Consider the following 17,555-nt stretch of genomic DNA (forward strand, 5'->3'; position numbering starts at 1 on the left):
GCGGGCGGGGCGTGACAGGATCCCTCCGTACGCGAACGCGCCCGGCCCCGCCGACGCGATGCCCGACTGCTCAAAGGGGAGCGACATGGCCACGAAGCCGCCCGCAGGTGATCCCGTACAGGACGCGCCGCAGGTCGCGCCCCCGCAGCACGCGGCGGCCGGCCTGCCCGCCATCGTGCACACCCTCAAGATCGCCGAGCGGCAGATGGGCCTGACCCGCACCGCCCGCACCCTCCTCAAGGTCAACCAGAAGGACGGCTTCGACTGCCCCGGCTGCGCGTGGCCCGAGGGCGACAAGCGCCACACCGCCGAATTCTGCGAGAACGGCGCGAAGGCCGTCGCCGAGGAGGCGACGCTGCGCCGGGTGACCCCGGACTTCTTCGCCGAGCACCCGGTGTCCGAGCTCGCCGCCCGCAGCGGGTACTGGCTCGGCCAGCAGGGCCGCATCACGCAGCCCATGTACCTGGCGGAAGGTTCCGACCACTACGAGGCCGTGTCCTGGCAGCGGGCCTTCGAGATCATCGCGGACGAGCTGCGCGCCCTGGACTCCCCCGACGAGGCCCTTTTCTACACCTCCGGCCGCACCAGCAACGAGGCGGCCTTCCTCTTCCAGCTCTTCGCCCGCGAGTTCGGCACCAACAACCTGCCCGACTGCTCCAACATGTGCCACGAGTCCTCGGGCTCCGCGCTGAACGAGACCATCGGCATCGGCAAGGGCAGCGTCTCCCTCGAAGACCTCCACCAGGCCGATCTGATCATCGTCGCCGGACAGAACCCGGGCACCAACCACCCGCGCATGCTCTCCGCCCTGGAGCAGGCCAAGTCCGCGGGCGCGAAGATCATCTCGGTGAACCCGCTGCCCGAGGCCGGCACGGAACGGTTCAAGAACCCGCAGAAGCCGCTCGGCATGCTCAAGGGCACCGCCCTGACCGACCTGTTCCTCCAGATCCGCATCGGCGGCGACCAGGCCCTCTTCCGCCTCCTGAACCGGCTCGTCATCGAGACCGACGGCGCCACCGACGAGCAGTTCATCCGCGAGCACACCCACGGCTACGAGGACTTCGCGGCCACCGCCAAGAAGGCCGACTGGGACGAGACCCTCACCGCCACCGGCCTGACCCGCCCCGAGATCGAACGCGCCCTGGCCATGATCCTGGCCTCCGAGCGCACCATCGTCTGCTGGGCCATGGGCCTCACCCAGCACAAGCACGCCGTCGCCACCATCCGCGAGGTCGTGAACCTGCTCCTGCTGCGCGGCGCCATCGGCCGGCCCGGCGCCGGCGTCTGTCCCGTCCGCGGCCACTCCAACGTCCAGGGCGACCGCACCATGGGCATCTTCGAACGGCCCGCGCCCGCCTTCCTCGACGCCCTCGACCGGGAATTCGGCATCACCTCGCCCCGCCACCACGGCTACGACGTGGTCCGCTCCATCGAGGCGCTGCGCGACGGCCAGGCCAAGGTCCTCTTCGCCATGGGCGGCAACTTCGTCGGCGCCACCCCCGACACCGAGGTCACCGAAGCCGCGATCCGCCGCGCCCGCCTCACCGTGCACGTCTCCACCAAGCTGAACCGCTCCCACGCGGTCACCGGCGAACGCGCCCTGATCCTGCCCACCCTCGGCCGCACCGACAAGGACGTGCAGGCCTCCGGCAAGCAGTTCGTCACCGTCGAGGACTCCATGGGCATGGTCCACGCCTCGCGCGGCAACCTCGCGCCCGCCTCCCCCCACCTGCTCTCCGAGCCCGCGATCGTCGCCCGCCTCGCCCGCGCCGTCCTCGGCGACGCCTCGCACACCCCGTGGGAGGAGTTCGAGAAGGACTACGCCGCCATCCGCGACCGGATCTCCCGCGTCGTCCCCGGCTTCGAGGACTTCAACGCCCGCGCCGCCCGCGCCGGGGGATTCCGGCTCCCCCACGCCCCGCGCGACGAGCGCCGCTTCCCCACCACCACCGGCAAGGCCAACTTCACCGCCGCGCCCGTGGAGTACCCGAAGGTCCCGGCGGGCCGGCTGCTGCTGCAGACCCTGCGCAGCCACGACCAGTACAACACCACCATCTACGGCCTCGACGACCGCTACCGCGGCATCACCGGCGGCCGGCGCGTCGTCATGGTCCACCCCGAGGACGCCGCCGAGCTGGGCCTGGCCGACGGCTCCTACACCGACCTCGTCGGCGAGTGGTCGGACGGCGTGGAGCGGCGCGCCCCCGGCTTCCGCGTCGTGCACTACCCGACGGCCCGCGGCTGCGCCGCCGCGTACTACCCCGAGACCAACGTGCTGGTCCCGCTGGACTCCACCGCCGACACCAGCAACACCCCCGCGAGCAAGTCCGTCGTCGTGCGCTTCGAACCGGCCTGATAGAACGACCTCAGGACAAGATGGTTAACGAACGTTGACACACGAACGGAGCCGGCCCATGGGCGAGCAGCACGCAGTGAAGTTCCCGCAGGAGGTCCTCGACGAGTACGCGGCCCTGGGCGTCGACCTGCCGGCCCTGTTCTCGGCGGGCGACCTCGGCGCCCGCATGGACATCCGCATCCTGGAGGCATCCGCCGACCGCGTGGTGGGCACCATGCCGGTCAAGGGCAACACCCAGCCCTACGGCCTCCTGCACGGCGGCGCCTCCGCCGTCCTCGCCGAGACCCTCGGCTCGGTGGGCGCGATGATGCACGGCGGCATCAACAAGATCGCGGTCGGCGTCGACCTGAACTGCACGCACCACCGCGGCGCCCGCTCCGGCCTGGTCACCGGCGTCGCCACCCCCGTCCACAAGGGCCGCTCCACCAGCACCTTCGAGATCGTCATCACCGACGAGCAGGACAAGCGCGTCTGCACGGCCCGCCTCACCTGCCTCCTGCGCGACGCCGCCCCGGCCACCGAGGCCGCCCCGGCCACCGGAACCGGCGCCTGAACCCATCCGTGGTAAGCACACCCACGGGCCCGGACCAGCCCCGCGAGGGCGGATCCGGGCCCGCGGCGCACCACCGGCCGCCCGGAATCCGCCAGTCCGCACCCGTTCCGCCCGCGACTGTTGTGTCACCGAAGGTGACCGCCTACCGTCCTTCCCATGGGCACCCCGCCACGCATGGCCGTCCGGTACGGCGCCGCCGCCCTCCTGTGGGCGCTCGCCCTCTCCGGTTGCACCGCGTCCGCCCCCCGCACCCCACCGACCCAGCCGTCACCCACCCCCGACTCACCTGCCCAGATCTGCACGAGCCTGGTCTCGTACTGGGCCAAGGAGACGCTCAAGGGCAGCAAATGGGCCGGGCTCGACTGGGAACAGAAGGGCCTGTCCAACGAGCAGTACGCGATCCACGAGGACGCCGTCGCCGCCGGCCGGGCCGAGGAGCGAACTGCCGGACTGAACAAGGCACTTGAGCTCGTCGACCGCGTCGTCGCGCAGCGCTGCGCGGCCCAGAACGGGGCGACGTGGAGCTCCGAGAACTGGCGACCGCCGAGCGAGGCCGACCACTCCCCCCAGTGACCGGAATCCCGCGTTCACTGTCCGCCTTCCGGGCACCCCCGACGCGAGGACGGAACCGCAGGTCGCATGGGGTGCGCGCCGATCCCGAAGATCCACGGGAGCGAAGTGGATCAAGAAGCTCAATTACCGTGAGTAATGCACACGCCCCACAGAATCCCCTTTTTCCCCGGCGGAATGGCACCGCCCGGATTCTTTCGGACACACACCGCGACATTCCGCACGACCACCCCCATGACAGGAGCATGAGCCCCTCAAGCGCCTTAGAGGCGCTATCAATTCTCACCATGCGGACGTTCTCGGAAGTGGCCAAACGTCCGATCTGTCCACACTCCCACCACACATTCTTGGCCTTGGCATAACAAGACAGTCACATCCTCCTTTCTCCGCTCCCCGCACTCGCCACCCCCGCCTAGAGTCACGGCCAGTCACCGCGCCGCAAGGCGCGACCAGCACGGCCGTGAACATCCCAGTGCGGCCCGGCGACCCAACGGCACCTCATCTGAGGGGGCCGCGCCAGGGAAAGGAAGAATCGTGCGACACCGTTCTCTGCTCGTCCTCACCACCGTGATCACCACGGGAGCACTGACCCTCACCGCTTGCGGATCGCGCGACGAGGCGAAGGGCGGGGACAAGGCCGACGGCTCCAAGACCGTCGTCGTCATCGGCGTCGACGCCCCCCTCACCGGCTCGCTCTCCGCGCTCGGCCAGGGAATCAAGAACTCCGTCGACCTCGCGGCCAAAACGGCCAACAAGAACAACGAAGTCCCCGGCATCGAATTCAAGGTCGAAGCCCTCGACGACCAGGCAGTTCCGGCCTCCGGCCAGGCCAACGCCACCAAGCTCGTCGGCGACAAGGACGTCCTCGGCGTCGTCGGCCCGCTCAACTCCGGCGTCTCCCAGTCCATGCAGGGCGTCTTCGCCGCCGCCAACCTGGCGCAGGTCTCCCCCGCCAACACCAACCCCTCGCTCAGCCAGGGCGACAACTGGGGCAAGGGCGAGTTCAAGCGCCCCTTCAAGACCTACTTCCGCACCGCCGCCACCGACGTGGTCCAGGGCAAGTTCGCCGCCCAGTACCTCTTCAAGGACGCCGGCAAGAAGAAGGTCTTCGTCGTCGACGACAAGCAGACCTACGGCGCCGGCCTCGCCGCGATCTTCTCCGACGAGTTCAAGCGCCTCGGCGGCGAGGTCGTCGGCACCGACCACATCACCGTGAAGGAGACCGACTTCTCCTCCACCGCCGACAAGGTCAAGTCCTCCGGCGCCGACTCCGTCTACTTCGGCGGCCAGTACCCCGAGGGCGGCCTGCTCTCCGACCAGATCAAGAAGGCCGGCGCCAACATCCCGCTCATGGGCGGCGACGGAGTCAAGGACCCCGCCTTCATCAGCGCCTCCGGCGAGACCAACGACGGCGACCTCTCCACCTCCATCGGTTTCCCCGTCGAGAAGCTGGACACCGCCAAGACCTTCATCGCCGACTACAAGGCGGCCGGCTACAAGGACCCGTACGCGGCCTACGGCGGCTACTCCTACGACGCCGGCTGGGCCGTCATCCAGGCCGTCAAGGCCGCCGTCGCCGCCAACGGCGGCAAGCTGCCCGCCGACGCCCGCGCCAAGGTCGTCGAAGCCCTCGGCAAGGTCTCCTTCGACGGCGTGACCGGCAAGGTCGCCTTCGACGAGTACGGCGACACCACCAACAAGCAGCTCACGGTCTACAAGGCCCAGGGCGCCGACTGGGTCGACGTCAAGAGCGAGACCTTCAACCAGTAACACCAACGCTCCGACCGCCTGACCCACACCACCACCTGAACCAGCCCGCGCGAGGGCGCAAACAGCGCCCTCGCGCGGAGTCATATCCGACACGCTCATCGGAGGCCCTGCGGTGCACGAACTGCCGCAACAGCTGGCCAACGGCCTTGCCCTCGGTGCCCTTTATGGCCTCATAGCCATCGGGTACACCATGGTCTACGGCATCGTCCAGCTCATCAACTTCGCCCACGGCGAGATCTTCATGATCGGCGGCTTCGGTGCCGTCACCATCTACACCGCTCTCCCGAGCGGAACCTCCCTGTTGGTGGCGATACCGCTCATGATCGTCGGAGGCGCCCTCGCCTCCGTAGCCGTTGCCACCGCCGCGGAGCGGTTCGCGTACCGCCCCCTCCGCAACGCCCCCCGACTGGCCCCGCTCATCACCGCGATCGGCCTGTCCATCGTCCTTCAGCAGCTCGTCTGGGGCTTCTACCCCGACGCCAAGAAGGCCGTCAGCTTCCCCGAGTTCACCGGCGCGGCCTTCAAGATCACCTCGAACCTCTCCATCCAGCGCTCCGACGCCTTCGTGCTCATCCTCGCGCCGCTCTGCATGCTCGCCCTCGGCATCTTCGTCCAGAAGAGCCGCAGCGGCCGCGCCATGCAGGCCACCGCCCAGGACCCCGACACCGCCAAGCTGATGGGCATCAACACCGACCGCATCATCGTCATGGCCTTCGCCATCGGTGCCGCGTTCGCCGCCGTCGCCGCCGTCGCCTACGGCCTCGACAAGGGCCAGATCAACTTCGAGATGGGCTTCATCCTCGGCCTCAAGGCATTCACCGCCGCCGTCCTCGGCGGCATCGGCAACATCTACGGAGCCATGGTCGGCGGCATCGTCCTCGGCCTCGCCGAAGCCCTCTCCATCGCCTACATCGAAGACATCCCCGGCATGCAGCAACTCGGCGGCGGCGCCTGGTCCAACGTCTGGGCCTTCGTACTCCTCATCGTCGTCCTCCTCGTGCGGCCACAAGGCCTGCTCGGCGAACGCGTCGCGGATCGGGCGTGACAACCATGACCAACGAAGCAATCACCATAGAGCCCACCGCGGCCGGCGAAACCGCCGCAACCTCCCGCACCGCCCTGCACTACACGATCATCGGCGGCAGCCTCCTCGCGATCGTCTCCACCTTCCTCGCCTGGACCTGGACCACCCGGTTCCCCGGCGACCTGACGATCTACGGCAACCCCGCCCCCCTCCAGATCCTCACACTGCTCGGCGCCGTCCTGACCGCCCTGCACGCCCTCTCCGCCCTCGGCGTCAAGGGCCTCGGCTGGCTCACCCCCGCCGGCTCCCGCAAAGCCCTGTGGATCCTCGCCCTCGGCACCTTCGCGACCGCCCTCTACACCGTCCTCGCCATCGCGTGGGTCCTCGGCGGCCTCGTCAACCTCGAAGCGGGCGCCTACATCGCCGTCGTCGCAACGCTCGTCCCGGCCCTCGCCGCGTACAAGCTCCCCGACGACACCCGCAAGCCGGCCCCGGCCAAGAAGCTGTCCTCCTGGACCGAAATCCTCATCATCGTCGGCGTCTTCGCCCTCGGCCTCTACGTCGTCACCTTCGGCATCGGCACCGACGACAAGGAACCGCAGCTCTTCACCGCCTACCTCATCCTCGTAGGCTTCGCCGCCTACGCCCTCACCAAGTCCGGCCTCAACGCCCGACTCACCGCGATCACCGCGAACAACCGGCAGATCACCGTCATCGCCGCCTTCGTCGCAGCCATCGCCTTCCCCCTCACCCAGCAGGGCGGCGACACCTACACCCTCCTCGCGGTCAACATCCTCATCTTCGCGACCGTCGCCCTCGGCCTCAACGTCGTCGTCGGCCTCGCCGGCCTCCTCGACCTCGGCTACGTCGCCTTCCTCGGCGTCGGCGCCTACACCGCCGCCCTGGTCTCCGGAAGCACCTCCTCCGCCTTCCACATCCAGTTCCCCTTCTGGGCCGCCGTCCTCACCGGCGCCCTCGCCTCCCTGGTATTCGGCGTCATCATCGGAGCGCCCACCCTCCGCCTGCGCGGCGACTACCTCGCCATCGTCACCCTCGGCTTCGGAGAAATCTTCCGCATCGCCATGGGCAACCTCGACGGCGTCTCCGGCCCCAAGATCACCAACGGGCCCAACGGCATCACCAACATCCCCGACCTCGACCTCTTCGGCTGGAACTTCGGCGAAGCCCACACCGTCTTCGGCATCGAACTCGGCGCCTACGCCAACTACTACCTGCTCATGCTGCTCGTGATGGTCCTCGTGGTCATCGTCTTCAGCCGAGCCGGCAGCAGCCGCATCGGACGCGCCTGGGTCGCCATCCGCGAAGACGAAACCGCCGCCACCGCCATGGGCATCAACGGCTTCCGCGTCAAACTCATCGCCTTCGCCCTCGGCGCCACCCTCGCCGGCCTCGCCGGCACCGTGCAGGCCCACGTCCAGCACACCGTGGTCCCCGAGATGTACCAGTTCGCCGGCCCCGTGCCCCCGAACAGCGCCTTCCTCCTCGCCGCCGTCATCCTCGGCGGCATGGGAACCATCCGCGGCCCCCTCCTCGGCGCCTCCCTCCTCTTCCTGATCCCGGCCAAGCTGTCCTTCCTCCAGGACTACCAGCTCCTCGGCTTCGGCATCGCCCTCATCATCCTCATGCGCTTCCGCCCCGAAGGCCTCATCGCCAACAAGCGCGCGCAACTCGAGTACCACGACGACACCGCTGACCAGGCCCCCACGGACCTGGCCACCGCCAAGGCGGGGGCGTAACACCATGACGAACACCACCGAAACCACCACCGCCGCCGCCACCCCGACCGGCGAAACCGTCCTCGAAGCCAGCGGCGTCACCATGCGCTTCGGCGGCCTCACCGCCGTCCGCTCCGTCGACCTCACAGTCAACGCGGGCGAAATCGTCGGCCTCATCGGCCCCAACGGCGCCGGCAAAACCACCTTCTTCAACTGCCTCACCGGGCTGTACGTCCCCACCGAGGGCACCGTCAGCTACAAGGGCACCGTCCTGCCCCCCAAGCCCCACCTCGTCACCAAAGCCGGCATCGCCCGCACCTTCCAGAACATCCGACTCTTCTCCAACATGACCGTCATGGAGAACGTCCTCGTCGGACGCCACACCCGCACCAAGGAAGGCCTCTGGTCCGCCCTCGTACGCGGCCCCGGCTTCAAGAAGGCCGAAGCCGCGAGCGAAGCCCGCGCCATGGAACTCCTCGCCTTCATCGGCCTCGAACACAAGGCCCAACACCTGGCGAAGAACCTCCCCTACGGCGAACAGCGCAAGCTCGAAATCGCCCGCGCCCTCGCCAGCGACCCCGGCCTCCTGCTCCTCGACGAGCCCACCGCCGGCATGAACCCCCAGGAAACCCGCGCCGCCGAAGAACTCATCTTCGCCATCCGCGACATGGGCATCGCCGTCCTCGTCATCGAGCACGACATGCGCTTCATCTTCAACCTCTGCGACCGCGTCGCCTGCCTCGTCCAAGGCGAAAAGCTCATCGAAGGCACCGCGGCCGAAGTCCAAGGAGACGAACGCCTCATCGCCGCCTACCTCGGCGAACCCTTCGAAGGCGACCCCGGCGCAGCCGAAGCCGCCGAAGTCGAGGCCGCCGAAGCCCACGCCGCCTCCGACGCGGACGCAGCGGACACCACCTCCGCCCCGGACGCAGCGGACACCGACGCAGCCGACACCGAAACGGCCGCCGACGCGCCCGACACCACCAGCACCACCAGCACCACCAGCACCACCAGCACGGAAGGAGAGGCCAAATGACCACGCTACTCAAGGTCGAAGACCTCAAAGTCGCCTACGGCAAGATCGAAGCCGTCAAGGGCATCTCCTTCGAAGTCAACGAAGGCGAAATCGTCTGCCTCGTCGGCACCAACGGCGCCGGCAAGACCACCACCCTGCGCACCCTCTCCGGGCTCCTCAAGCCCACCGCGGGAACCATCACCTTCGACGGCAAACCCCTCACCAACGTCCCCGCCCACAAGATCGTCGCCATGAAGCTGGCCCACTCCCCCGAGGGACGCCACATCTTCCCCCGGCTGACGATCACCGAAAACCTCCAACTCGGCGCGTTCCTCCGCACCGACAAGGACGGCATCGAAAAGGACATCCAGCGCGCCTACGACCTCTTCCCCATCCTGGGAGAGCGCCGCAAGCAGGCCGCCGGCACCCTCTCGGGCGGCGAACAGCAAATGCTCGCCATGGGCCGCGCCCTCATGTGCCAACCCAAACTGCTCATGCTGGACGAGCCCTCCATGGGCCTCTCCCCGCTCATGATGCAGAAGATCATGGCCACGATCGTCGAACTCAAGGCCACCGGCACCACCATCCTGCTCGTCGAGCAGAACGCCCAGGCCGCCCTCTCCCTGGCCGACCAGGCCCACGTCATGGAGATCGGCAAGATCGTGCTCTCGGGCACCGGCCAGGAACTCCTGCACAACGAGGACGTCCGCAAGGCATACCTCGGCGAGGACTGACCCCTCCCCGCGCAGACACACGTGAGGCCCGCCACCGATCCGGTGACGGGCCTCACACACGTTCCACGCCCTACTGGGCGGCGTTCTGCTTCTTCTCCTCGGCGTCCTCGATGACCGCCTCCGCGACCTGCTGCATGGACATACGACGATCCATCGAGGTCTTCTGGATCCACCGGAACGCCGCCGGCTCCGTCAGCCCGTACTGCGTCTGCAGAATGCTCTTCGCCCGATCCACCAACTTGCGAGTCTCCAGCCGCAGCGAAAGATCCGCGACCTCCTTCTCCAACGCCTTCAGCTCCGCGAAACGCGACACGGCCATCTCGATGGCCGGGACGACGTCGCTCTTGCTGAACGGCTTCACCAGGTACGCCATGGCACCGGCGTCCCGGGCCCGCTCCACCAGGTCGCGCTGCGAGAACGCGGTCAGCATCAGGACCGGCGCGATGGACTCCTCCGCGATCTTCTCGGCTGCGGAGATCCCGTCCAGGACCGGCATCTTCACATCGAGGATCACCAGGTCGGGCCGGTGCTCCCGGGCCAGCTCGACGGCGGCCTGGCCGTCCCCGGCCTCACCGACGACCGAGTAGCCCTCCTCTTCGAGCATCTCTTTCAGGTCGAGACGGATGAGCGCCTCGTCCTCGGCGATGACGACGCGGGTCGTCAGCGGCGGAACGTGCGACTGGTCGGCGTCGGGCGTGGGCGTCGACTCGTGCTCGGCGGTCACGGGTGGCTCCTCGTTGCGGGCTCTGCTGCTGAGATGAGCCTACCTAGCTGAAGTCCGCGATGGTCACCAGGTAGACTCCCACCAGCAACCTCGCCGGGTTGGCGGAATGGCAGACGCTGATGTCTCAAACACATCTGTCCGAAAGGACGTGCGGGTTCGAATCCCGCACCCGGTACGTGTCCGAAAAGCGGACGTTCACCTTCGCGTGAACGTCCGCTCTTTGCTACCCGGAGGCACGAGTCGTCACGCAAAGTGGCGACATGGAATTTCACAGCCCCACAGTCCGCCGAACGGCGGTCGCCCTGTTGCGCGGCGGAGCACGCAATGCCGATGTGGCACGGAGCCTCGACGTCCCGCCGGGCACCGTCGGCTACTGGAAACACATGGACCGTGCAAAGCGGGGCGAGTGCCCCGGTTCCCATAAACCGGACTGCCCCCGCTGCGACGGCAGCGCGCTCGACACACACGCGTACGCGTATCTACTGGGCCTCTACCTGGGTGACGGCCACATAAGTCGCTACTCAGGTCACCGAGTGCCCAACCTGATGATCACCTGCGACGACCGATGGCCCGGCCTCATGGACTCCGCCGAGCGAGCCATGCAACGGGTGCTTCCGTTCAATCGGGTATGCCGGGTCCGTAAGGTCGGCTGTCACAACGTCAAGGTGTACTCAATGCACCTTGCGTGCCTCTTCCCGCAGCACGGGCCCGGCAAGAAGCACGAGCGGCGGATCGCCCTCGAAAGGTGGCAGCAGGAGATCGTGGACGCCCACCCCTGGGAGTTCCTGCGGGGGCTGATCCATTCCGACGGGTGTCGGGTCACCAACTGGACCGTGCGGAACGGGAAGCGCTACGAGTACCCGCGGTACTTCTTCACCAACAAGTCCGATGACATCCGGCGGCTGTGTACGGACACCCTCACCAAGGTCGGCGTGCAGTACACGATCCTCGCCCGGGGCAGTGACCCCTTCAACGTCTCCGTCGCCCGCAAGGCGTCGGTGGCGTTGATGGACGCGCACATCGGGCCCAAGCACTAGTCGAGGTGGACCGCCACGCCGCAGAGGCCGAGGTTGCTCTCGGCGGCGGTGCGCCAGACGCGGAGGGGGCCGTCGAGGACGCTTTCCTCGTCCTTCGCGTAGTCGAGCCAGTCCCGGTCTTCGGCGAGGCGCGCTCGGGCGGGGTGAAGGTCAGGGCCCGCTCCACGCGGGGTTGGGCCTGGTGGACCTGGGCGGCGGTGAGGAGGAAGTTGCCGCACCAGCCCGGGAGGAGGGCCGCCCGGGTCGGTCCGATGGCATGGAAGAGGGAGGTGACGGCGTAGTCCTTGCGGTGGATCGAGACGAAGATGCCGTCCTGCTCCTGTCCCTCCCAGACGTCGTCGACGACGTAGAAGGTCGGGTCGGTGATGCCGGCGCAGACGTCGTCGAGGTGGTGGCCGGGTGCGGTGAGGGCGTAGAAGGAGTCCACGGCCGCGCGGTCGGCCTCGTGCCACGTGTGGCGGTCGGGGAGGGGTGCCCGTTGCCACTGGCGCCATCGGCGTTGGGCGTCGGGGTGGCCGCTGTCGGCGCGTAGGGCGGGCAGGAGCCGGGGGGTGAGTTCGGCGATGGTGTCGTCGGTGTGGCCGCTGATGGCCCAAGCGCTGGTGAAGCCCATGGGCCGGACGGTAGCGGCCGGTTCTGACAGCGGGGGTCAGGGGAGGTCGGCGTTGCCGCCGAGGTTGGCGACCATGCGGCGGAGGGTGTCGATGGTGGCGGCGTAGGTGGGGTCGTCGATGCCTTGGCGGATGCGGGCGTGGACGGCGGCGTTGCGGTCGTGGGCGCGGAGGCGGCCGGCTTCGCCTTCGACGGTGAGGGCGAGGGTGTGGGTGTCGTGGGTGGTGGTGAGCCAGCCTCGGGTGGTGAGGTCGTCGTAGACGGTTTCGAAGTCGGTGTTCTGGTCGTCGAAGCGGGTGAGTTTTGCGGTGAGGGCGGTGCGGGTCCAGGCGCCGGGGGCGCCGGCTACGTGGTTGAGGATCCACCAGTGGGGTTGGGTGAGGTGTTCTTCGGCGAGGGCGGTGCGCAGGCCGGTGATGACGTGGTGGGCGGTTTCGTGGCTCCAGTAGCCGATGGCTTGGGTGGCGAGTTGTTCTTGGGGGTAGGGCTTGATGTCCATGCGGTGAAGGTAGGACCTCAAGTTTGGTTGAGGTCAAGGTGTGGTGGCGATGTGGAGGAGGGCGCGTGTTGTTGCGGAACGTGGAGTTGGGGGATGTGGAGGCGTATGTGCGGATGCGGTGTGATCCGGTGATGATGGCGGATCTCGGGGGGCCGTTGCCGCGTGAGGGCATGGCGGGGAAGGTCGCGCGGGATGTGCTGAGGGCTGCGGCGGATGCCGATTGGATCAGGATGATCGTGCCTGATCCGGCTGTGCCGGAGGTGGTGGCGGGGTCGGTGACGCTGTGGTCTCACGATTCGGCGGACGGGCCGGTGTCGGAGATCGGGTGGATGGTCCTGCCGGAGTTCCAGGGGCGGGGTCTGGGGAAGCGTGCCGTCCGTGTGGTGCTGGAAGAGGCGCGGGAGGACGGTCGTTGGGGGGTGGTGCACGCGTTTCCGGCGGTGGGCAATGGTGCTTCGAACGGGATCTGCCGGTCTCTCGGCTTCCGGTTCGTGGCCGCGCGGGAGGTGGAGTTCGCGGGGCGGGTTTTGGCGGCCAACCATTGGGCCGTTGATCTCCGGGCTGATCTGGTGTGAGGGTCGCCCCGCCGGGGGTCTTCCCGGCGGGGTTTTCGCGGCCCCTGGCTCGGTGGGCCGGGGGCGGGGCTGTCGGCTTGGTGGGGTCAGCTGACGGCGTCGCCGATGTGGTGGACGCGGACGAGGTTGGTGGAGCCGGTGACGCCGGGGGGTGAGCCGGCGGTGATGACGACGATGTCGCCGGGTACGCAGCGGCCGATCCGCAGGAGTTCTTCTTCGACTTGGTCGACCATGGCGTCGGTGGATTCGACGTGGGGTCCGAGGAAGGTTTCGACGCCCCATGTGAGGTTGAGTTGGGAGCGGGTGGCGGGGTCGGGGGTGAAGGCGAGGAGGGGGATGGGTGAGCGGTAGCGGGAGAGCCGGCGGGCGGTGTCTCCGCTCTGGGTGAAGGCGACGAGGAACTTGGCGCCGAGGAAGTCGCCCATTTCGGCGGCGGCGCGGGCGACGGCGCCGCCTTGGGTGCGGGGTTTGCTGCGTTCGGTGAGGGGTGGCAGGCCCTTGGCGAGGATGTCTTCTTCGGCGGCTTCGACGATGCGGGCCATGGTGCGGACGGTTTCGACGGGGTGTTTGCCGACGCTGGTTTCGCCGGAGAGCATCACGGCGTCGGTTCCGTCGATGATGGCGTTGGCGACGTCGGAGGCTTCGGCGCGGGTGGGCCGGGAGTTGTCGATCATCGAGTCGAGCATTTGGGTGGCGACGATGACGGGTTTGGCGTTGCGCTTGGCGAGTTTGACGGCGCGCTTTTGGACGATGGGGACTTGTTCGAGGGGCATTTCGACGCCGAGGTCGCCGCGGGCGACCATGATTCCGTCGAATGCGGCGACGATGTCGTCGATGTTGTCGACGGCCTGGGGTTTTTCGATCTTGGCGATGACGGGGAGGCGGCGGCCTTCTTCGTCCATGACGCGGTGGACGTCTTCGATGTCGCGGCCGCTGCGGACGAAGGAGAGGGCGATGATGTCGGCGCCCACGCGCAGGGCCCAGCGGAGGTCGTCGATGTCTTTTTCGGAGAGGGCGGGGACGGAGACGGCGACGCCGGGGAGGTTGAGTCCCTTGTGGTCGGAGACCATGCCGCCTTCGATGACGAGGGTGTGGACGCGGGGGCCGTCGACGCCGGTGACCTGGAGGGTGACGCGGCCGTCGTCTACGAGGATGCGTTCGCCGGTGGTGACGTCGGCGGCGAGGCCCTTGTAGGTGGTGCCGCAGGTGTGGCGGTCGCCTTCGTGGTCTTCTACGGTGATGGTGAATTCGTCACCGCGTTCAAGGAGTACGGGTCCTTCGTGGAAGCGGCCGAGGCGGATCTTCGGGCCTTGAAGGTCGGCGAGGATGCCGACGCTGCGGCCGGTCTCGTCGGATGCCTTGCGTACGCGCTGGTAGCGCTCCTCGTGTTCGGCGTAGGTGCCGTGGCTGAGGTTGAAGCGGGCGATGTCCATTCCGGCTTCGACCAGGGCTTTGATCTGGTCGTACGAGTCGGTGGCGGGCCCCAGGGTGCAAACGATTTTCGCTCGGCGCATGGAGCGAGCGTATGCCCCTACCAGAGAGTAGGAAATTGGTTCCGGGTGACCGATCAACAACCGTTCGGCAAAAGGTTGTTGACATTTGTTGAATGTGCGTGGGGGTGCTCCGATGAGCACCCCCGGGGTGGTGTTGAGGGGGTTTTCCGGGGCGGTCAGAGCTGGGGAGGGGTCATGGTGAAGCGGGCGTTGACTTGGGCGTAGACGGTCTGGCGTTGGGGTTCGAGGTCGAGGGGGGGTGCGCCGGCGTCTTCGGCGGGGGCGCCGTAGGCCATGGTGCGCATGCCGGAGCCGGGGGCGGTGGGGAAGGGGGTGGCGTTCTCGGCGCCGAGGTCGGCGAGTTCGACGAGGGCGGCGAGGTGGGCGCCGAGGGCTTCGGCGTATTCGCGGGCGCGTTGGACGGCTTCGAGTACGGCTTGGCGGCGGGCTTGGCCGTGGGCGGGTGAGGTGGGGCGCAGGGCCCACCAGGGGCCGTCGACGCGGGTGAGTTCGAGGTCGGCGAGGCGGGTGGTGAGTTCGCCGAGGGTGGTGAAGTCGCTGAGTTCGGCGGTGATGTGGACGCGGCCGTGGTAGGCGCGGACGCGTTCGGCGCGGCCGTGGCGGGTGAGTTCGGGGGTGATGGAGAAGGCGCCGGTTTCGAGTTTTTCGACGGGTTCGCCGTAGCTCTTGACGAGGTCGAGTACGGCGTTGTTGCGGCGGGTGAGGTCTTCGAGTGCGGTGCGGCGGTCGGTGCCGCGGGCGTTGACGGTGATGCCGATGCGGGCGATCTCGGGGTCGACTTCGAGTCGGGCTTCGCCGCGGACGGCGACGCGGGGGACTTCGGGGGTTCCGTAGGGCTGGTGTGTGGTGTCTTGTGTCCGGGTGGCGTCGTGAGTCATGGATCCACTCTCGCATCGCGTTCGTGGGGGGTGTGGTCATCGGATGGAAACCGTGCCGGGGGTGTTGCGCCTGGTGACCGGTGGGTCAGAATCTACGCGCGTTGTTCATGCTCGAAAGGGGAGATGGCATGGCGTTCGACCGCAGGACATTTCTGGGTACTTCGGCCGCGACCGGTGCGGCCGTGGCGTTGACGGGGGCTGCGGGCGCCCCGGCCGCGGCCGCGGTGGGCGGGGCCGCGACCGGCGGGTCGTCCGGGCAGCGGACGTACTCGTTCACGGTGATGGGGACGACCGACCTGCACGGGAACGTCTTCAACTGGGACTACTTCACCGACAAGGAGTTCGACGACAAGGCGCACAACGACGTCGGTCTGGCGAAGATCTCCACGCTGGTGGAGCAGGTGCGGGCGCGCAAGGGGCGTGGCAACACGCTGTTGATCGACGCCGGCGACACGATCCAGGGCACGCAGTTGGCGTACTACTACGCGAAGGTGGATCCGATCACGGCGCGTCGGGGTCCGGTGCATCCGATGGCGCAGGCGATGAACGCGATCGGGTACGACGCGGCGGCGTTGGGCAATCACGAGTTCAACTACGGCATTCCGGTGTTGCGCAAGTTCCAGGAGCAGTGTCGTTTTCCGCTGCTGGGGGCGAACGCGTTGGACGCGAAGTCGTTGCGGCCCGCGTTCCCGCCGTACAGCGTGCACCGGTTGTGCACTCCGCACGGGCGGGACGTGAAGGTGGCGGTGTTGGGGTTGACGAACCCGGGGATCGCGATCTGGGACAAGGCGAACGTGGCGGGGAGGATGACGTTCCCGGGTTTGGAGGAGCAGGCGGCGAAGTACGTGCCGAGGCTGCGTTCGATGGGTGCGGACGTGGTGATCGTGGCGGCGCATTCGGGGTCGAGCGGTACGTCGAGCTACGGGGACCAGTTGCCGTACATCGAGAACGCGGCCGGGTTGGTGGCGGAGCAGGTGCCGGGGATCGACGCGATCCTGGTGGGGCACGCGCACACGGAGATCCCGGAGTACCGGGTGAAGAACAAGGCGACCGGTAAGGACGTGGTGCTGTCGGAGCCGTTGAAGTGGGGGCAGCGGCTGACGTTGTTCGACTTCGATCTGGTGTGGGAGGGGGGCCGTTGGTCGGTGTCGCGGGTCGCGGCGCAGGTGGTGAACTCGAACACGGCGGTGGAGGATCCGAAGATCACGCGGTTGTTGTCGGACGAGCACCGCAAGGTCGTCGCGTACGTGAACCAGGTGATCGGTACGTCGACGGGGGCGATGGATTCGTCGGAGGGTCCGGTGAAGGACGTTCCGATCATCGACCTGATCAATCATGTGCAGGTGGAGACGGTGAAGGCGGCTCTGGCGGGCACGGAGTGGGCTTCGCTGCCGGTGCTGTCGCAGGCTTCGTGTTTCTCGCGGACGGCGTCGATCCCGGCGGGTCGGGTGACGATCAAGGATGCGGCGGGGTTGTATCCGTTCGAGAACACGCTGGAGGCGCGGGTGCTGACCGGCGCGCAGGTGAGGGACTACCTGGAGTTCTCGGCGCGGTATTACGTGCGTACCGCTCCGGGTGATGTGGTGGATCCGGTGAAGCTGACGAATGCGGAGGGTGTCCCGGACTACAACTACGACGCGGTGTACGGGTTGACGTACGACATCGACATCGCGCAGCCGGTGGGGTCGCGGATCACGGGGTTGTCGTTCGGGGGGAAGGCTCTGGATCCGGCGGCGCGGTTCGTGTTCGCGGTGAACAATTACCGGGCCTCGGGTGGGGGGAACTTCCCGCACGTCCCGCGGGCCGAGCAGGTGTGGTCGAACTCGGAGGAGATCCGCACGACGATCATCCAGTGGGTGAAGGCGAAGGGGACGATCGACCCGGCGGCCTTCGCGTCGGTGGACTGGCGGTTGACGCGGGCCGGGGTGCCGGTCTTCCCGTAGTCGCTTGGTTCCGGT

Annotated in this window: 16 protein-coding genes and 1 tRNA gene; 12 read left to right on the forward strand and 5 right to left on the reverse strand. The window is 68.1% G+C overall.

The window, feature by feature from the left end; translation table 11 throughout:
- Positions 1 to 85: 85 nt before the first annotated feature.
- The 8 genes from ABZ934_RS17585 to ABZ934_RS17620 all read left to right on the forward strand — a co-directional run bounded on the left by ABZ934_RS17585 (position 86) and on the right by ABZ934_RS17620 (position 9,758).
- Complete coding sequence (locus tag ABZ934_RS17585; RefSeq protein ID WP_361313617.1) at positions 86 to 2,356, forward strand: FdhF/YdeP family oxidoreductase; 2,271 nt, start codon at positions 86 to 88, stop codon at positions 2,354 to 2,356.
- Positions 2,357 to 2,414: 58 nt separating this feature from the next.
- Positions 2,415 to 2,909 (forward strand): hotdog fold thioesterase, encoded by a 495-nt coding sequence (locus tag ABZ934_RS17590; protein ID WP_361313619.1) that lies wholly within the window; start codon positions 2,415 to 2,417, stop codon positions 2,907 to 2,909.
- Positions 2,910 to 3,065: 156 nt separating this feature from the next.
- Positions 3,066 to 3,482, forward strand: a complete 417-nt coding sequence (locus tag ABZ934_RS17595; RefSeq protein ID WP_361313622.1) for a hypothetical protein — start codon at positions 3,066 to 3,068, stop codon at positions 3,480 to 3,482.
- Positions 3,483 to 4,013: 531 nt separating this feature from the next.
- Positions 4,014 to 5,249: a branched-chain amino acid ABC transporter substrate-binding protein gene (locus tag ABZ934_RS17600; protein ID WP_361313624.1), complete on the forward strand. Its 1,236-nt coding sequence runs from the start codon at positions 4,014 to 4,016 to the stop codon at positions 5,247 to 5,249.
- A 112-nt stretch (positions 5,250 to 5,361) separates the two neighbouring features.
- Positions 5,362 to 6,294 carry a branched-chain amino acid ABC transporter permease gene (locus ABZ934_RS17605; protein WP_361313627.1) on the forward strand — a complete coding sequence of 311 codons (933 nt, stop codon included), beginning with the start codon at positions 5,362 to 5,364 and terminating at the stop codon, positions 6,292 to 6,294.
- A 5-nt stretch (positions 6,295 to 6,299) separates the two neighbouring features.
- Complete coding sequence (locus ABZ934_RS17610) at positions 6,300 to 8,030, forward strand: branched-chain amino acid ABC transporter permease (protein ID WP_361313630.1); 1,731 nt, start codon at positions 6,300 to 6,302, stop codon at positions 8,028 to 8,030.
- A 4-nt stretch (positions 8,031 to 8,034) separates the two neighbouring features.
- Positions 8,035 to 9,045: an ABC transporter ATP-binding protein gene (locus ABZ934_RS17615; RefSeq protein WP_361313633.1), complete on the forward strand. Its 1,011-nt coding sequence runs from the start codon at positions 8,035 to 8,037 to the stop codon at positions 9,043 to 9,045.
- Complete coding sequence (locus tag ABZ934_RS17620; RefSeq protein ID WP_361313636.1) at positions 9,042 to 9,758, forward strand: ABC transporter ATP-binding protein; 717 nt, start codon at positions 9,042 to 9,044, stop codon at positions 9,756 to 9,758. Before ABZ934_RS17615 ends, ABZ934_RS17620 begins: the two co-directional genes overlap by 4 nt.
- A gap of 70 nt (positions 9,759 to 9,828) precedes the next feature.
- Here the strand turns inward: ABZ934_RS17620 and ABZ934_RS17625 are convergent, their stop codons facing one another.
- Positions 9,829 to 10,482, reverse strand: a complete 654-nt coding sequence (locus tag ABZ934_RS17625) for a response regulator (protein WP_361313638.1) — start codon at positions 10,480 to 10,482, stop codon at positions 9,829 to 9,831.
- Positions 10,483 to 10,574: 92 nt separating this feature from the next.
- Between ABZ934_RS17625 and ABZ934_RS17630 the strand changes: the two genes are divergently transcribed.
- Positions 10,575 to 10,657 (forward strand) — tRNA-Leu (locus ABZ934_RS17630).
- 85 nt (positions 10,658 to 10,742) lie between these two features.
- A complete protein-coding gene (locus ABZ934_RS17635; protein WP_361313641.1) occupies positions 10,743 to 11,519 on the forward strand; it encodes a helix-turn-helix domain-containing protein in 777 nt (258 codons plus the stop codon).
- On the opposite strand, the gene ABZ934_RS17640 is transcribed toward ABZ934_RS17635, so the two are convergent.
- Together ABZ934_RS17640 and ABZ934_RS17645 are read right to left on the reverse strand one after the other, a co-directional pair.
- Positions 11,452 to 12,132, reverse strand: a complete 681-nt coding sequence (locus tag ABZ934_RS17640) for a hypothetical protein (RefSeq protein WP_361313643.1) — start codon at positions 12,130 to 12,132, stop codon at positions 11,452 to 11,454. The genes ABZ934_RS17635 and ABZ934_RS17640 overlap by 68 nt on opposite strands.
- A 36-nt stretch (positions 12,133 to 12,168) precedes the next feature.
- Positions 12,169 to 12,630, reverse strand: a complete 462-nt coding sequence (locus ABZ934_RS17645; RefSeq protein ID WP_361313646.1) for a MarR family transcriptional regulator — start codon at positions 12,628 to 12,630, stop codon at positions 12,169 to 12,171.
- 65 nt (positions 12,631 to 12,695) lie between these two features.
- On the opposite strand from ABZ934_RS17645, the gene ABZ934_RS17650 reads away from it, so the two are divergent.
- Complete coding sequence (locus ABZ934_RS17650) at positions 12,696 to 13,205, forward strand: GNAT family N-acetyltransferase (protein WP_361313648.1); 510 nt, start codon at positions 12,696 to 12,698, stop codon at positions 13,203 to 13,205.
- An 86-nt stretch (positions 13,206 to 13,291) separates the two neighbouring features.
- On the opposite strand, the gene pyk is transcribed toward ABZ934_RS17650, so the two are convergent.
- Together pyk and ABZ934_RS17660 are read right to left on the reverse strand one after the other, a co-directional pair.
- Entirely contained in the window at positions 13,292 to 14,719 is a 1,428-nt protein-coding gene (gene pyk, locus ABZ934_RS17655; RefSeq protein ID WP_361313651.1) for a pyruvate kinase, read from the reverse strand.
- Positions 14,720 to 14,874: 155 nt separating this feature from the next.
- Complete coding sequence (locus ABZ934_RS17660) at positions 14,875 to 15,597, reverse strand: SIMPL domain-containing protein (RefSeq protein WP_361313654.1); 723 nt, start codon at positions 15,595 to 15,597, stop codon at positions 14,875 to 14,877.
- Between the two features lie 128 nt (positions 15,598 to 15,725).
- Between ABZ934_RS17660 and ABZ934_RS17665 the strand changes: the two genes are divergently transcribed.
- Positions 15,726 to 17,540 (forward strand): 5'-nucleotidase C-terminal domain-containing protein, encoded by a 1,815-nt coding sequence (locus ABZ934_RS17665; protein WP_361313657.1) that lies wholly within the window; start codon positions 15,726 to 15,728, stop codon positions 17,538 to 17,540.
- The last annotated feature ends 15 nt before the right edge of the window (positions 17,541 to 17,555 follow it).

It is taken from the genome of Streptomyces sp. NPDC046557 (assembly GCF_040645975.1).
Lineage (GTDB): Bacteria > Actinomycetota > Actinomycetes > Streptomycetales > Streptomycetaceae > Streptomyces.